Consider the following 15302-nt stretch of genomic DNA (forward strand, 5'->3'; position numbering starts at 1 on the left):
GCGCCTTACGCGCCGCGCGCCGTGCCAGCGACGATCACGCCCGAGTCGGCCGCGTCGGCCGCATACATCGCTTCGACCACCGCCGCGCGCTGCGTCAGCACCGCGCGCTGGTTGATCGACCCCTTGTCGGTGATTTCGCCGAGATCGAGCGACGGCGGCGTGTCGAGCAGGCACAGCCGCGTGATGAACGTCGCGCTGCCGGTCGCGTCGCGGTTCAGCCGCTGCAGCAGGTCCGCAAAGAACGCGCGCACGGCCGGCGCCCGCAGCACGGCGCGCACGTCGGCGTCCGGCCCCGCGCCCGCGAGGCGGCGGCAATCGTCGACGCGCGGGAAGATCATCGCGCCGACGTCGTCGCGGTTCATCCCGGTCACGACCGCGTCCTGCACGTACGGCGCGCCGTTCGACACGATCCGCGCGCGCATCGGCCCGACGCTCACGAAGGTCCCCGTCGACAGCTTGAAATCCTCGGCGATCCGGCCGTCGAACATCAACCCGATCTCCGGACGCCGCGGGTCGACGAAGCGCACCGCGTCGCCGCTGCGGTAGTAGCCTTCGTCGTCGAACACCTCGCGCGCGTCGTCGCCGCTCGCGCGCCAGTAGCCGGCCATCACGTTCGGGCCGCGAAAGCGCGCCTCGAGCTTGCCGTCGACCGGCACCAGCTTCGCGTCGCAGCCGGGCGCGGGCAGGCCGATGTAGCCGGCGCCCGACATCGGCCCGGTGGTGAACATGCACGACGGCGCGGCCTCGGTCATCCCGAGGCCCGCCATGATCCGGATGCGCTCGCCGCAGTGCGCGAGCGTCACGCGCTCGAGCCGGTCCCACGCGGCCTGCGACAGCCCCGCGCCCGCGAAGAAATACATCTTCACCCGCGAGAAGAAGGTCGCGCGCAGCGCCGCGTCCGTTTCGAGCGCGACGGTCAGCTCCTCCCAGCCTTTCGGCACGTTGAAGTACACCGTCGGCGCGATCTCGCGCAGGTTGCGCAGCGTCTCGTCGAACTTGCCGGCGACCGGCTTGCCGTCGTCGATGTACAGCGTGCCGCCGTTGTACAGCGCGATCCCGACGTTGTGGCTGCCGCCGAACGTGTGGTTCCACGGCAGCCAGTCGACCAGCACCGGCGGCTCGATGCCGAATTGCGGAAACGTCTCGAGCAGCATCTGCTGGTTGCTGCACAGCATCCGGTGCGTGGTCGGCACCGCCTTCGGCAGCCGCGTCGACCCGGACGTGAACAGGAACTTGGCGATCGTATCGCCCGTGATCGCCTCGTGCGCGGCGTCGACGCTGCCCGGCGCGGTGTCGAGCAGCGACGCGAAGCGCGTGACGCCGCGCATCCCGTCCGGCGCCGACACGACCACGCGCTCGACGTCGGGCGGCACCGTCGCATCGAGCGCGGCGCGGAACGCATCGCCATCGGTGGCGAACACGAGCCCCGGCGTCAGCAGCGCCAACGCGTGGCGCAGCTTGCCGTAGTCGCTCGACACGAGCGAATACGCGGGCGACAGCGGCGCATACGGAATGCCGGCCCACATCGCGCCGAACGCGACCTGCAGGTGTTCGAGATCGTTGCCGGACAGGATCGCGACCGGCCGCTCGGCCGACAGCCCGCGATCGAGCAGCGCCTGGCCGATCGCGCGCGCGCGTTCGAGCATCTGCGCATAGCTGATGCCGATCCACGCGCCGTCGGGGCCGCGCCGCGCGACGAGCCAGCGGTCCGGGTGCGCTTGCGCACCGCTGACGAGCCGGTCGGTCAGCCGGCGCGGATACGCGCCGAGCGCGGTCGATGCGCGCAGGGTCCAGCAGCCGTCGCGTTGCGCGATGTCGGGCGGTGCCGCACCGATCGCGACGGGGCGGTAGCCGGCGGGGGCGGGCTGCGCGGCGGCAGTGCCGTGCAGTTGGGTCGGATCCGCATCCAAGGTCTGTCTCCAGTCGGTTCCGCCTGCGCGCTGGCAGCGCGCGGCGGGAACTTCATTGTGTCGTTGTCGGTGCCGCGACGCGGCGGCCCGCTCAGATCGGGTAGTGGCGCGGCGCGGTCTGCACGGTGATCCAGCGCAGGTCGGTGAATTCGGCAATCGACGCCTTGCTGCCGAACCGACCGTAGCCGCTCGCCTTCACGCCGCCGAACGGCATCTGCGCCTCGTCGTGCACGGTCGGGCCGTTGATGTGGCAGATGCCCGACTCGATCCGTTTCGCGACCTGCATCGCGCGTGCGATGTCGCGGCTGAACACCGCGGCCGACAGCCCGTATTCGCTGTCGTTCGCGGCCGCAAGCGCCGCTTCGTCGCCGTCGACGCGCTGCACGGTCACGACCGGCCCGAACGACTCGTCCGCGTAGAGCTTCATGTCGCGCGTGACGCCGTCGACGATCGTCGGTTGCATCACCGCGCCGTCGACTTCGCAGCCGAGCGGCAACGCCGCGCCGTGTGCGCGTGCGTCGGCGACCAGCGCCGCGATGCGCTGCGAGGCCGCCGCGCTTTCCAGCGTACCGAGCACGACGCCCGGTGCGGCCGGGTTGCCCGCCTTCAGCGTACGCGCCTTCGCGACGAGCCGTTCGACGAACGCATCGGCGACTGTCCGGTCGACGATCACGCGCTCGGTGGACATGCAGATCTGGCCCTGGTTGAAGAACGCGCCGAACGCGACCGCGTCGACCGCCGCATCGAGATCCGCGTCGTCGAGCACGAGCACCGGCGCCTTGCCGCCGAGTTCGAGCAGCGCCGGCTTCAGGTGCTGCGCGGCGAGCGTCGCGACGATCCGGCCGACGCGCGTCGAGCCGGTGAAGTTGACGCGCCGCACCGCCGGGTTCGCGATCAGCCGTTCGACGATCGCGGGAGCGTCCTGCGGCGCATGCGTGATCACGTTGACGACGCCGTCGCCGAGCCCCGCGTCATGCAGCACGCTGCCGATCAGCCGGTGCACGCCCGGGCAGCCTTCGGACGCCTTCAGCACGACCGTGTTGCCGCACGCGAGCGGCATCGCGAGCGCGCGGGTCGCGAGAATCACCGGCGCGTTCCAGGGCGCGATGCCGAGCACGACGCCGCACGGCTGGCGCACCGCCATCGCGAGGCTGCCCGGCACGTCGGACGGGATCACCGCGCCGTCGATCTGCGTCGTCATCGCGGCGGCCTCGCGCAGCATGTTGGCCGCGAGCATCACGTTGAAGCCGTACCAGTTCGCCATCGCGCCGGTTTCCGCGCGGCCGATCTCGATGAATTCGCCGGCGCGCGCGTCCATCCGGTCGGCCGCCGCGAGCAGCCGCCGGCGGCGCTCGGTCGGCGCGAGCGCCGCCCATGCGGGAAACGCGCGCGCGGCCGCCGCGACCGCGGCATCCGCATCGGCGAGCGTCGCCGCGGCGGCGCGCGACGCCACCTGTCCCGTCGCCGGATCGATCCGGTCGAACGTGCCGCCATCCGACGCGCCGCGCGACACGCCGTCGATCAACAAACTCACTTCGTGCATTTCGCTGTCTCCGCTCAGTCCGGTTGCGTGCCGCGTCGCGCGTCAGCGCTTGTATGCCTGCAGGCCCGGCTTGATGCTCTTGTCGTCGAGGAACTGCTTGAGGCCCTGCTCGCGGCCGCCTTCCGGATCGCGGTAGTTCGCCTGGTCGAGCTTCGCGTACAGGTAGTCCTCGTTCTGCTCCCACGTCAGTTCGCGGCAGCGCTTGAAGCCGTGCTTCGCGTTGCGGATCACGACCGGATTCTTGTCGAGCAGCTTCGCGGCGAGCGCCAGCACTTCATCGCGCAGTTGCGCACGCGGCACGCTCTTGTTGACGAGCCCCATCTTCGCGGCCTGCTGCCCGGTGAAGGTATCGCCGGTCATGATGTAGTACAGCGCCTCGCGATGCCCGACGGTATCCGCCATCGCCTTGCTGACGAGGTTGCCCGGCGGGATGCCCCAGTTGATCTCCGACAGCCCGAACACGGCTTCGTCGGCCGCGATCGCGAGATCGCACGCGACGAGCGGCGAGAAACCGCCGCCGAAACACCAGCCGTTGACCATCGCGATCGTCGGCTTCGCATACATGCGCAGCAGTTGCCACTGCCAGCGGCTCGCGTCGCGGCGGATCTTTTCCTGCAGGATTTCCGGGCCCGCGTCCACTTCGCGGAAATACTCCTTCAGGTCCATCCCGGCCGTCCAGGCATCGCCCTCGCCGGTCAGCACGAGCACCTGCGCCTCGGCGTCGAGCTCGACCGCTTCCAGCACGTCGATCATCTCCGCGTTCAGCGTCGGGCTCATCGCGTTGCGCTTGTCCGGGCGGTTCAGCGACACCCACGCGATGCCGCCCTCGACCGTAACCTTCACCGTTTTCCAGCGACCTTCGTAACTCATCTTCGTTCTCCAATAACCGTGCCGCCCTGTGCGACTCGACGCCAATTTACTATCAGGTAACCTGATATGTAAAGTAGAATGGAAGCGGCTCGGGACAAACCCCTAAACGGGCACGAACGCACGGTTTCGCGCCGCGCGGCGCCTGCCCTTCACGACATGAGGAGACACGCTTGGACATCCGCAACCTGATCGCCATCGACACGCACGTGCATGCCGAAGTGTCGTGCTGCCAGCCGCCCGACCTGTTCGCGAAGGCATTCGACGACGCAGCCGACCAGTACTTCGGCACGGTGCTGAAGCAGGGCCGCCGGCCGACGATTCCGGAGACGATCGCGTACTACCGCGAGCGCCGCATCGGCTTCGTGATGTTCACCGTCGACTGCGAGACGAACATCGGCCGGCGCCGCATTCCGAATGAGGAGATCGCGCAGTTCGCGCAGGACAACGCCGACGTGATGATCGCGTTCGCGAGCATCGACCCGCACAAGGGGCGCTTCGGCGCGCGCGAGGCGCGCCGCCTGATCGAAGAACACGGCGTGAAGGGTTTCAAGTTCCACCCGACGATGCAGGGGTGCTTTCCGAACGACCGGCTCGCGTATCCGATCTACGAGGTGATCGCCGAATATGGGCTGCCGGCCGTGTTTCACAGCGGCCATTCGGGGATGGGATCGGGCATGCGCGGCGGCGGCGGGCTGCGTCTGAAGTACTCCGAACCGATCCATCTCGACGACGTCGCCGCCGACTTTCCGGACATGAAGATCGTGATCGCGCACCCGTCGTGGCCGTGGCAGGAGCAGGCGCTGTCGATCGCGCTGCACAAGCCGAACGTCTACATCGATCTGTCGGGATGGTCGCCGAAGTATTTCTCGCCGGAGCTGGTGAAGTACGCAAACACGCTGCTCAGGCACAAGGTGCTGTTCGCATCGGATTTTCCGCTGATCCGGCCGGATCGCTGGCTGGAGGATTTCCACGGCGCCGGGTTCCGGCCCGACGTGCATCCGCTGATCCTGAAGGACAACGCGGTGGCGTTGCTGGGGTTGGGGCTCGACGCGCCGCGCGAGTGATGCGCCGAGTGGTGAATGCGCCGATCGTGGCGCGGCGGCAGGCGCGGCCGGCGCGGCCGTGCGACGACGCCGCGCCCGCCGGCCGCCGGCCGCTGGTCGCTGGCCGCGCCGTAACGCTCAGGTGGCGCGCTTCGGCGTGAACCGCGCGGTCGGCAGCCCCGCATGCCGCGTCTGCGCGACGAACACGCCGCCCGCATGCGCATCACTTGCCAGCGCATCGCCGCTCAACCCGACGCGCGCACTCGTCACGTACAGGCGGCCTTCGCCATCGAGCGTTGCGCAACTCGGCTGCGCGGTCGGCACGTCGACGCGCGCCGTCTCGATGCCGTCCGGCCCGTAGCGCACCACCCGCCGCCCGCCCCACTGCGCGTTCCACAGGCCGCCGTCGCGATCGATCGTCGAGCCGTCGGGGTCGCCGTCCGGGTCGGTCAGGCGCGCGAACGGCCGCACGTTCGCGACGTCGCCGCCCGCGCGGTAGTCGCAGACGAAAATCTCGCGAACGAGCGAATCGCAGAAATACATCCTCGAACCGTCCGGCGAGAACGCGATGCTGTTCGCGATCGCCGCCGGCGGCAGCGCGAGCCGTTCGAGCGTGAGATCCGGCTTGAGCCGGTAGAACCCGCCGACCGCGCGCGGCGGCTCGCCGCCTTCGTCCTTCATCCCGAACACGAACGCGCCGAACGGGTCGCAGCGCCCGTCGTTCAGCCGCGTCGGCAGATCGGGTTCGACGTCGACGATCCGCGTGAACGCGCCGCTGCGCAGGTCGAAGAACGCGAGATGCGTCGCGAGCCCGACGAGCAGCACGTCCGGATCGTCGGTCAGCGCGAAACACGCGAGCCGCTCGGGCATCGGCCACGGCGTCAGGCCGGAACCGTCCGCGCGGCATCGCCACAACTGCGCGCCTTCGATGTCCGTCCAGTACAGCGCGTGCGTCGCATCGCACCACGTCGCGCCTTCGCCGAGCGTGTTGCGGCTGTCGGCCAGCAGCGTTGCCTGCCCGGCCGGATGAATCTGTTGCATGCCGTCTCCCGATATCTGTCGTGTCCGCAGGCGGCCGCGCTTTCGTCAGATCTTCATCGCGCGCCGCTGGTTGCGACGATACTGGTCGAACAGCACCGCGAGCAACAGAATTCCGCCGCGTATCAGATATTGGTAAAACGTCGGCACGTTCAGCAGGCTCATCGCGTCCTGCACCGCGCCCATGATCAGCACGCCGACTAGCACGCCGGAGATCGTCGCGACGCCGCCCGTCAGCGACACGCCGCCGAGCACGCACGCGGAGATCACGCCGAGTTCGAGCCCGACCGACGTCTTCGGATCGCCGAGGCTCATCCGCGACGCGAGCATCACGCCGGCGAAGCCCGTCACGAGCCCCTGCAGCACGAACACGGTGATCTTGATGCGCATCACCGGCAGCCCCGCGAGCAGCGCGGCCTCGCCGTTGCCGCCGACGGCGAGCACGTTCTTGCCGAACACCGTCTTGCGCAGCAGGAAGCCGAACACGACGAAGCCGACGATGTTGCTCCAGATCGGATACGAGATGCCGAGGAACGAGCCGGCGCCGAGGTCGAAGAAGCGTTCCTCGGAGATCATCACCGCGTCGCCGTTCGACGTGATGAACGCGAGCCCGCGCACGACTTCCATCATCGCGAGCGTGACGATCAGCGAATTGATCCGGTAGCGCGCGATCAGCACGCCGTTCACGAGCCCGACCGCGCCGCCCGCGAGCACGCCGGCCGCGGCGCCGAACAGCACGCTGTGCGTCGCGGTGATCAGCGTCGACGCGACGACGCCCGAGAACGCGACGATCGACGCGACCGACAGGTCGACCTCGCCGAGCGCGAGCACGAACATCATCGTCACCGCGATCGAGCCGATCAGCGTGACCGACAGCAGCAGGCCCTGGATGTTGCGCGGCGTGAGGAAGTCCGGCACCGTCAGCGACAGCGTCGCGAACAGCACGAGAAACACCATCACGATGCCGGAACGGTTGATCAGTTGCCACACGCCGCCGCGCGCCCGCATGGGCACGCGGGCGGCATCGGGGGATGGAGAGGTACGTTGGGGTTGCATTGCCTGGCTCATGTCATTTGCATTCCGGTTGATCGTTGCGGGGCGCTAGCGCGGCAGCGCGAGCTTGATCAGCGCGTCGGGCGTCGCCTGCGCCTTCGCGACCTCGCCCGCGATCCGTCCTTCCTTCATCACGATGACCCGGTCCGACACGCCGATCACCTCGGCCAGGTCGCTCGACACGAGGATCACCGTGCGGCCCGCTTCCGCGAGTTCGTAGAACAGGTTGTAGATTTCCGCACGCGCGCCGACGTCGATGCCGCGCGTCGGCTCGTCCATCAGGAACACGTCGATGCGTTCGGCCAGCCAGCGCGCGAGCACGACCTTCTGCTGGTTGCCGCCCGACAGCGCGCCGATCGGCGTATCGCCGTCGCGGGTCTTGATCGCGAGCCGCTCGATGTAGCGTTGCGCGAGCTCGCGCTCGCGCCGCGTGTCGAGCAGCATCCGCGCCGGGCTGAAATGCCGGCGCGCGCTGATGTTCAGGTTGTCGGCCACCGATGCGATCGCGACGATGCCCTCCTGCTTGCGGTCTTCCGGACACAGCGCGAGGCCGGCGCGTACCGCGTCGCGTGGGCTCCCGAACGCCACCCGCTTCCCGTTCAGCTCGACATGTCCCGCGCTCGGGCGCACCGCGCCGTACAGCAGCTTCATCAGCTCCGAGCGGCCCGCGCCGACGAGCCCGAAGAAGCCGACGATCTCGCCGCGCCGCGCGGTGAACGACACGGGCTCGGACAACCCGGGCCCCGCCAGCCCCTTCGCCTCGATCAGCACGTCGCCGGCCGCGCGCGACCGGTAGCCGTACACGTCCTCGATCGAGCGACCGACCATGCAGCCGATCAAGCGGTCGCGATCGAGATCGGTGACGGAATCGAACGTGTCGATGCGGCGGCCGTCGCGAAACACGGTCACGCGGTCGCACAGTTCGTAGACTTCCTCCATCCGGTGCGTGACGTAGATGATCGCGCGGCCTTCCGCGCGCAGCGCGCGGATGATCCGGAACAACTGCGTGGTCTCGCGCGCCGACAGCGAACTCGTCGGCTCGTCGAACGCGATCACGCGCGCGTCGCGCATCAGCGCCTTGCCGATCTCGATCATCTGGCGCTGGCCGATCGACAGATACTTCACCGGGGTGCCCGGATCGATGTGCTCGCCGAGCCGCTCCAGCGCATCGAGTGCGCGCGCGGCGAGCGTGCGTTCGTCGACCACGCCGAGCCGGCTCGGCAGTTGCCCGAGCATCAGGTTCTCCGCGACCGTCAACTCCGGCACCAGATGCAGCTCCTGGTAGATGATCGCGATGCCGGCCTCGAGCGCCGCACGCGTCGACGCGAAACGCTGCTCCGTGCCGTTCAGCGTCAGCGTGCCGGCCTGCGGCTGGTTCACGCCGGACAGCACCTTCAGCAGCGTCGATTTCCCCGCGCCGTTCTCGCCCATCAGCCCGTGCACTTCGCCCGCGCGCACCGACAGCGACACGGCGTCGAGCGCGCGCACGCCCGGGAACGTCACCGTGATGCCGTCGAGCGCGAGCAGCGGGGCGCCGCCCGGTGGCGGGGCGTGGGCACCGGCGTCGGCGTTTGCGTGCGTGACGGCCGTCATCGTCATCGTTTCCTCGCTCGGCGCCCGCTCAGATGCCGAGCTCGGCGCGCACGGCCTGCCAGTTCGCGCGCGTCATCAGCTTGCCGCTCGTCTGCGTGTCGGGCGGCGGCGTCTTGCCGTTGCGGATCCAGTCGACGAGGTTCTGCGTGCTGTCCTTGCCGTGGTTCGTCGAGCTGACGGCGATTGTCCCGTAGAAGCCGGTCGGCTCCTTCTTCTGGAATTCGGCGAACGCCTCGCCCGCGCCGTTGATGCCGACGCCGATCACGTCGGCCGCCGGGATGTGCAGTTGCTCCGTCGCGCGCACCGCGCCGAGCACGGTTTCCTCGTTCAGTGCGTAGACCACCCATTTCTTCACGTTCGGATGGCGCGCCAGCACGGGAGCTGCCGCGCTGAAGCCGCCTTCGTCGTCGGTCGTCTTCTGCGGCGCATCGAAGATGTTTTCCTTGCGGAAACCGTTCGCGAGCAGCGCCTGCGTCGCGCCGTCAGTGCGCAGCTTCGCGGTCGGCAGCTCGTAGTTCGTGATCCGCAGCGCGCCGACTTCCTCGGGCTTCCAGCCGCGCCGCTTCATCTCGTCGGCAATGGCCTGGCCGACCTGGTTGCCGATCTTGGTCGCCGACATCCCGAGGTGCGGCACGTTCGGCAGCGGCTTGCCGGTCGAATCGACGAGCTGGTCGTCGACGGTCACGAACTTCATGTTGTAGCGCTTCGCGCGTGCGGCGATCGCCGGGCCGAGGCGCACGTCGGGCGCGCAGATCACGAAGCCCTGTGCGCCTTGCGAGCCGAGGTTGTCGATCGCGGCCAGCACCTTCTCGCCGTCGGGCGTGCCGATCTTCACGACCGAGAAATTCTCCTTCTGGCCGAGCGCGGACGCCGCGTTCTGCTCGTTGATGAACCAGGCCTGCTCGGGCATCTTCACCAGGAAGCCGATCTTCAGCGGCGCGTCGGCGCGCGCGGCGCCCTGCATGCCGAGCGGCGCGATGCAAAGCGCGGCCAGCAGCGCGCGCAGGGTATGGCGGCGAATCGTGCGATTCATGTCGTGTCTCCTTGTATCGACTGGGGTCTTCATCATTCGTCGTGCGCGGCCGCGGCGAAGCGCGCCGGCACGTTCATCGGCCGAACGCGTCGGTCTGGACGCGCCGCCCGAACAGAAACGCATCGGCGACGAGCCGCAGCGGCCGCACGTCGACATCGCTTGCGCCGCGCGCGATCAGCGCGCGGAAGTGCGCGTACAGCGCCGGATACTCGCGTTCCGGCCCGAGCTCGACCGGCTCGCCCGCGATCGACAATTGCGCGCCGCCGCGGCTGATCGCGAGCACGCCGTCGGCCGTATCGACCGCGATCTCCCATTGCTCGAGCGGGCCGTGCCGCCAGTCGAATTCCGCGCGCACCGGCACGCCGTCGGTATCCGCGCAATCGAGTTCGGCCGCGATCGGCGTCTGCACGTCGCTCGGCACGATGAGCGTCGCCTCGCGCAGCACGAGCTCGCGCGGCAGGATCCGCGTGACGATCGACAGCGCGTTGATGCCCGGATCGAACACGCCGAGGCCGCCCGGCTCCCAGATCCACTGCTGCCCCGGATGCCAGCGCCGCACGTCCTCTTTCCAGCGCACCTGCACCGCGCGGATCGTGCGCGTCGCGAGCCACGCGCGGGCGGGCTCCACCGCGCTCGCGCAGCGCGAATGCCAGGTCGCGAACAGCGTGAGGCCGCGTTCGCGCGCGAGCGCCTCCAGCGCGGCCACTTCGCCGAGTGTCGCGCCCGGCGGCTTCTCGAGCATCACGTGCTTGCCGGCTTCGAGTGCGGCACGCGCCTGCGCATAGCGCACCTGGGGCGGCGCGCACAGCGACACGGCGTCGAGCTCGCGCTCGGCGGCCAGTAGCGCACGGAGGTCGCGATAGTTGCGCACGCCGGTGACTTCCGCGTGGCGGCTCGCGCAGGCCGTCAACGCGAAGCCCGGTTCGGCGGCGATCGCCGGAAGATGCTGGTCGCGCGCGATCTTGCCGATCCCGACGACGCCCAGCGAAACCTGATCATTCATCGTGCATGTCTCCTTCGCGTATCGCTCAGTGCGCCCAGCGCAGCACGAGCGGATCGAGCCGGCGCGCGATCGCGAGCAGTTCCGCGCGCGTGTCCGGATGCAGTTCCGGCATCGGATGCCGCGGCCGCTCGCACGCGATCACGCCGCCTGCGCGCATCAGCGCCTTCGCGGTGAGGATCCCGGACTGGCGGTTCTCGTGATTGATCAGCGGCAGCCACGCCTGGTAGCGCGCATACGCGTCGTCGTGGCGCCCGTCGCGCCATGCTTCGAGGATCGGCCGGATGCCGTCCGGATACGCGCCGCCCGTCATCGCGCCGGTCGCGCCCGCATGGAGGTCGGCGAGCAGCGTGATCGCCTCCTCGCCGTCCCACGGCCCCTCGATCGCGTCGCCGCCGAGCCGGATCAGCTCGCGCAGCTTGGTCGCGGCGCCGGGCGTCTCGATCTTGAAGTACGCGACCTGCTCGATCTCGCGCGCCATCCGCGCGAGGAACGGCGCGGCGAGCGCGGTGCCGCTCGCGGGGGCGTCCTGGATCATGATCGGGATGGCGATCGCGTCGGACACGCGGGCGTAGAACTCGAAGATCTGCGCCTCCGGCACGCGGAACGTCGCGCCGTGATACGGCGGCATCGCCATCACCATCGCCGCGCCGAGCTGCTGCGCGCGCAGGCTGCGCGCCGCGCACACCTGCGTGCTGTAGTGCGACGTCGTGACGATCACCGGCACGCGGCCCGCCACGTGTTCGAGAATCGTGCGCGTGAGCACGTCGCGTTCGTCGTCGGTGATCGCGAACTGCTCGGAGAAGTTCGCGAGGAGGCACAGCCCGTCCGAGCCCGCATCGATCATGAAATCGACCGCGCGCTTCTGGCTCGCGAGGTCGAGCTCGCCGGTGTCGGTAAACGTCGTCGGAACGACGGGGAAGATGCCGCGATAGCGCGGCGTGCTGCTCGAGGTCATGGTTCGGTCCTGCGTCGGTCGAAGCGGCATTCAGCCGGAAAACAATGCGTTCAGGATTCGCGGGCGAGCGCGCCCGCGGCCGGCTGCGGCGCGCGCAGCGTCGCGCGGACCACGAACGTGATCAGCACCGCGAACAAAAGCGTCGCCGCGAGGAAATACAGGCCGGCCGCGAGGCTGCCGGTCGCCTGCTTGATCAGGCCGATGCCGTACGGCCCGACATAGCCGCCGAGATTCGCGAGCGAATTGATCGCGGCGATGCCGACCGCCGCGCTCGTCCCGGTCAGGAACTCGCCGGGCAGCGCCCAGACGACGGCCTGGATCGAGTAAAGCGAGAACGCGGTGACGCAGATGAACAGGAACTGCAGCGCGGGCTGACGCGCCCATGCGCTGGCGGCCATCGTCAGCGCCGCGGCGGCCGACACGACGACGATGTGCCAGTAGCGTTCGCGCGTGCGATCCGAATGACGCGGCACGACCAGCAGCCCGACCACCGCGAACAGGTACGGCACGGCGGACAGCAGGCCGGTGGCCGTGTCGCCCGCGCCAAACGCATGAATGATCGTCGGCAGCCACAGCGACAGCCCGTAGATGCACAGCGGGAACGGCAGGAACAGCGCCGCGAGCAGCAGCACGCGCCGGTCGGCCAGCGTGGCGAGCGGGTTGCGGTGCGCGTCGGGGCGGTACGTGTCGCGATCGGCGGCGAGCTGGCGCGCGATCCAGCGCCGCTCGTCATCGTTCAGCCAGCGCGCGCGCTCCGGCGATTCGGGCAGCAGCCGCAGCGTCGGCCACACGAGCAGCACGGCCGGCAGGCCGCTGGCGACGAACAGCGCCTGCCAGTTCGACAGCCCGAACAGCCCGTGCGTCGACAGCAGCCAGCCCGCGAGCGGCCCCGTCACGATGCCGGCGATCGGCTGCGCGAGCACCAGCAGCCCGATCACGCGCGCGCGGCCGCGCATCGGAAACCACTGCGTGAGGAAATACAGGATGCCCGGATACAGGCCGGCTTCGGCCGCGCCGAGCAGGAAGCGCAGCACGTAGAAGCTGGCCGGCCCACGCACGAGCGCCATCGCCATCGTGATCACGCCCCACGTCGCGAGAATCCGCGCGAACCACACGCGTGCACCGAAGCGGCCGAGCGCGAGATTGCTCGGCACCTCGCACAGGAAATAGCCGATGAAGAACAGGCCCGCGCCGAGCCCGTACGCGGCGTCGCCCAGGCCGACGGCCGCATTCATGTGCAGCTTCGCGAAGCCGACGACCGTGCGGTCGACATAGGCCACCACGTAGATCAATGCGAGAAACGGCACCAGCCTGCGCGTGAGCGTGCGCATCAACCGCCGTTCGTCGACGGCGGCCGACGGGCCGGATTGAGCCGCGGCCGGTGTCGCGGACGGGTGCTGCGTCGTCGTCATCGTGTCTCCATGGGTGGGCTGTGCCGGCGTCGTCGCCGGTCTGTCCTGCTTCACCTGTGCCGCGTTTCGTGCGCGCCGCTCAATGCGAGTGGCTCGGCACGTCCGCGCCGCGCGTGCCGACCAGGAAGTCGAGGTCGCACCCCTCGTCGGCCTGCAGCACGTGATCGATATACAGCCGCGCGTAGCCGCCCTTGCCGAGCTGGCCGGCCACGCCCGGCGCCGCGGCCGGATCGACGTCCGACAGGCGGCGCTGCAGTTCGTCATCCGTAATGTCGAGATGCAGCGTGCCGGCCTCGCAGTCGAGCTCGATCCAGTCGCCGTTGCGCACGGCCGCGAGCGGCCCGCCGGCGGCGGCCTCCGGCGCGACGTGCAGCACGACCGTGCCGTACGCGGTGCCGCTCATCCGCGCGTCGGAAATCCGCACCATGTCCTTCACGCCCTGGCGCAGCAGCTTCGGCGGCAGCCCCATGTTGCCGACCTCGGCCATCCCCGGATAACCGCGCGGCCCGCAGTTCTTCAGCACGAGCACCGAGCTTGCATCGACGTCGAGCGCTTCGTCGTTGATCGTGGCCTTGTAGTGGTCGAAGTTCTCGAACACCACCGCGCGGCCGCGATGCTTCAACAGCTCGGGGCTCGCCGCCGACGGCTTCAGCACCGCGCCGCGCGGCGCGAGATTGCCGCGCAGGATGCGGATGCCGCCGTCCGCGATCAGCGGCCGGTCGAGCGGGCGGATCACCTCGTCGTCGTAGTTCGGCGCTTCGCGCACGTTGTCCCACAGCGATTTGCCGTTCACCGTCAGCGCATCCGGGTTCGGCAGCAGCCCGCCTTCGCCGAGCCGGCGCAGCACGGCCGGCAGCCCGCCCGCGTAATAGAACTCCTCCATCAGGAAGCGGCCCGACGGCATCAGGTCGACGATCGTCGGCGTGTCGCGGCCGATGCGCATCCAGTCTTCCAGTTCGAGCGGCACGCCGATGCGGCCCGCAATCGCCTTCAGGTGGATCACCGCGTTGGTCGAACCACCGATCGCCGCGTTCGCGCGGATCGCGTTTTCGAATGCCGCGCGCGTCAGGATCTTCGACAGCACGAGCCCTTCGAGCGCCATCTCGACGATGCGGATGCCGGACATGTGCGCGAGCACGTAGCGGCGCGAATCGACGGCCGGAATCGCCGCGTTGTGCGGCAGCGTGACGCCGAGCGCCTCGGCCATGCAGGCCATCGTCGACGCGGTGCCCATCGTGTTGCAGGTGCCGGCCGAGCGCGACATCCCGGCTTCGGCCGACAGGAAGTGATGCAGGTCGATCTCGCCGGCCTTCAGCGCTTCGTGCAGCTGCCACACGGCCGTGCCCGAGCCGATGTTTTTGCCTTCGAGCTTGCCGTTCAGCATCGGGCCGCCCGACACGACGATCGCCGGCACGTCGCAGCTCGCCGCGCCCATCAACAGCGCGGGCGTGGTCTTGTCGCAGCCGGCGAGCAGCACGACCGCGTCGATCGGGTTGCCGCGGATCGCTTCCTCGACGTCCATCGACGCGAGGTTGCGCGTAAGCATCGCCGACGGCCGCAGGTTCGATTCGCCGTTCGAGAACACCGGGAACTCGACCGGGAAGCCGCCCGCCTCGAAGATCCCGCGCTTCACGTGCTCGGCGAGCTTGCGGAAGTGCGCGTTGCACGGCGTCAGTTCGGACCACGTATTGCAGATGCCGATGATCGGCCGGCCATCGAACTCGTGATCGGGGATGCCCTGGTTCTTCATCCAGCTCCGGTACATGAAGCCGTTCTTGTCGTTCGTGCCGAACCATTGGGCGGAGCGCAGCCTGGGTTTCGTTGCCGACATCGTCAGTCCTGTGGTGAC

General features: G+C 69.4%; 12 protein-coding genes. 1 reads left to right on the forward strand and 11 read right to left on the reverse strand.

Annotated features, from left to right (window positions below; all coding sequences use genetic code 11):
- Positions 1-5: 5 nt before the first annotated feature.
- From HWX36_RS14340 to HWX36_RS14350, 3 genes are all read right to left on the reverse strand, one after another.
- On the reverse strand, positions 6-1910 hold the full coding sequence (locus HWX36_RS14340) for a feruloyl-CoA synthase (protein WP_175952736.1): 1905 nt from the start codon (positions 1908-1910) through the stop codon (positions 6-8).
- Between the two features lie 91 nt (positions 1911-2001).
- On the reverse strand, positions 2002-3453 hold the full coding sequence (locus HWX36_RS14345) for an aldehyde dehydrogenase (protein ID WP_175952737.1): 1452 nt from the start codon (positions 3451-3453) through the stop codon (positions 2002-2004).
- A gap of 42 nt (positions 3454-3495) precedes the next feature.
- Positions 3496-4323, reverse strand: coding sequence for a p-hydroxycinnamoyl CoA hydratase/lyase (locus HWX36_RS14350; RefSeq protein WP_175952738.1), 828 nt, complete (start codon positions 4321-4323; stop codon positions 3496-3498).
- Positions 4324-4493: 170 nt separating this feature from the next.
- Here HWX36_RS14350 and HWX36_RS14355 point away from each other — a divergent pair, with 170 nt between their 5' ends.
- Complete coding sequence (locus HWX36_RS14355; RefSeq protein ID WP_175952739.1) at positions 4494-5387, forward strand: amidohydrolase family protein; 894 nt, start codon at positions 4494-4496, stop codon at positions 5385-5387.
- Positions 5388-5504: 117 nt separating this feature from the next.
- On the opposite strand, the gene HWX36_RS14360 is transcribed toward HWX36_RS14355, so the two are convergent.
- The 8 genes from HWX36_RS14360 to HWX36_RS14395 form a co-directional block, all read right to left on the reverse strand.
- Positions 5505-6407, reverse strand: coding sequence for an SMP-30/gluconolactonase/LRE family protein (locus HWX36_RS14360; protein ID WP_175952740.1), 903 nt, complete (start codon positions 6405-6407; stop codon positions 5505-5507).
- 45 nt (positions 6408-6452) lie between these two features.
- Positions 6453-7472, reverse strand: a complete 1020-nt coding sequence (gene araH / locus HWX36_RS14365) for an L-arabinose ABC transporter permease AraH (RefSeq protein ID WP_175952741.1) — start codon at positions 7470-7472, stop codon at positions 6453-6455.
- A 33-nt stretch (positions 7473-7505) separates the two neighbouring features.
- Positions 7506-9056 carry an L-arabinose ABC transporter ATP-binding protein AraG gene (gene araG, locus HWX36_RS14370; RefSeq protein ID WP_175952742.1) on the reverse strand — a complete coding sequence of 517 codons (1551 nt, stop codon included), beginning with the start codon at positions 9054-9056 and terminating at the stop codon, positions 7506-7508.
- A gap of 22 nt (positions 9057-9078) precedes the next feature.
- Entirely contained in the window at positions 9079-10083 is a 1005-nt protein-coding gene (locus HWX36_RS14375; protein WP_175952743.1) for an arabinose ABC transporter substrate-binding protein, read from the reverse strand.
- 73 nt (positions 10084-10156) lie between these two features.
- Positions 10157-11086 (reverse strand): Gfo/Idh/MocA family oxidoreductase, encoded by a 930-nt coding sequence (locus HWX36_RS14380; RefSeq protein WP_175952744.1) that lies wholly within the window; start codon positions 11084-11086, stop codon positions 10157-10159.
- 25 nt (positions 11087-11111) lie between these two features.
- Positions 11112-12041, reverse strand: coding sequence for a dihydrodipicolinate synthase family protein (locus HWX36_RS14385; RefSeq protein ID WP_175952745.1), 930 nt, complete (start codon positions 12039-12041; stop codon positions 11112-11114).
- A 50-nt stretch (positions 12042-12091) separates the two neighbouring features.
- Positions 12092-13453: an MFS transporter gene (locus HWX36_RS14390; protein ID WP_175952746.1), complete on the reverse strand. Its 1362-nt coding sequence runs from the start codon at positions 13451-13453 to the stop codon at positions 12092-12094.
- 79 nt (positions 13454-13532) lie between these two features.
- Entirely contained in the window at positions 13533-15284 is a 1752-nt protein-coding gene (locus tag HWX36_RS14395; RefSeq protein WP_175952747.1) for an IlvD/Edd family dehydratase, read from the reverse strand.
- Positions 15285-15302: the final 18 nt, after the last annotated feature.

Source organism: Burkholderia sp. BCC0405, from assembly GCF_902833075.1.
In the GTDB taxonomy this organism is placed as follows: Bacteria; Pseudomonadota; Gammaproteobacteria; order Burkholderiales; family Burkholderiaceae; genus Burkholderia.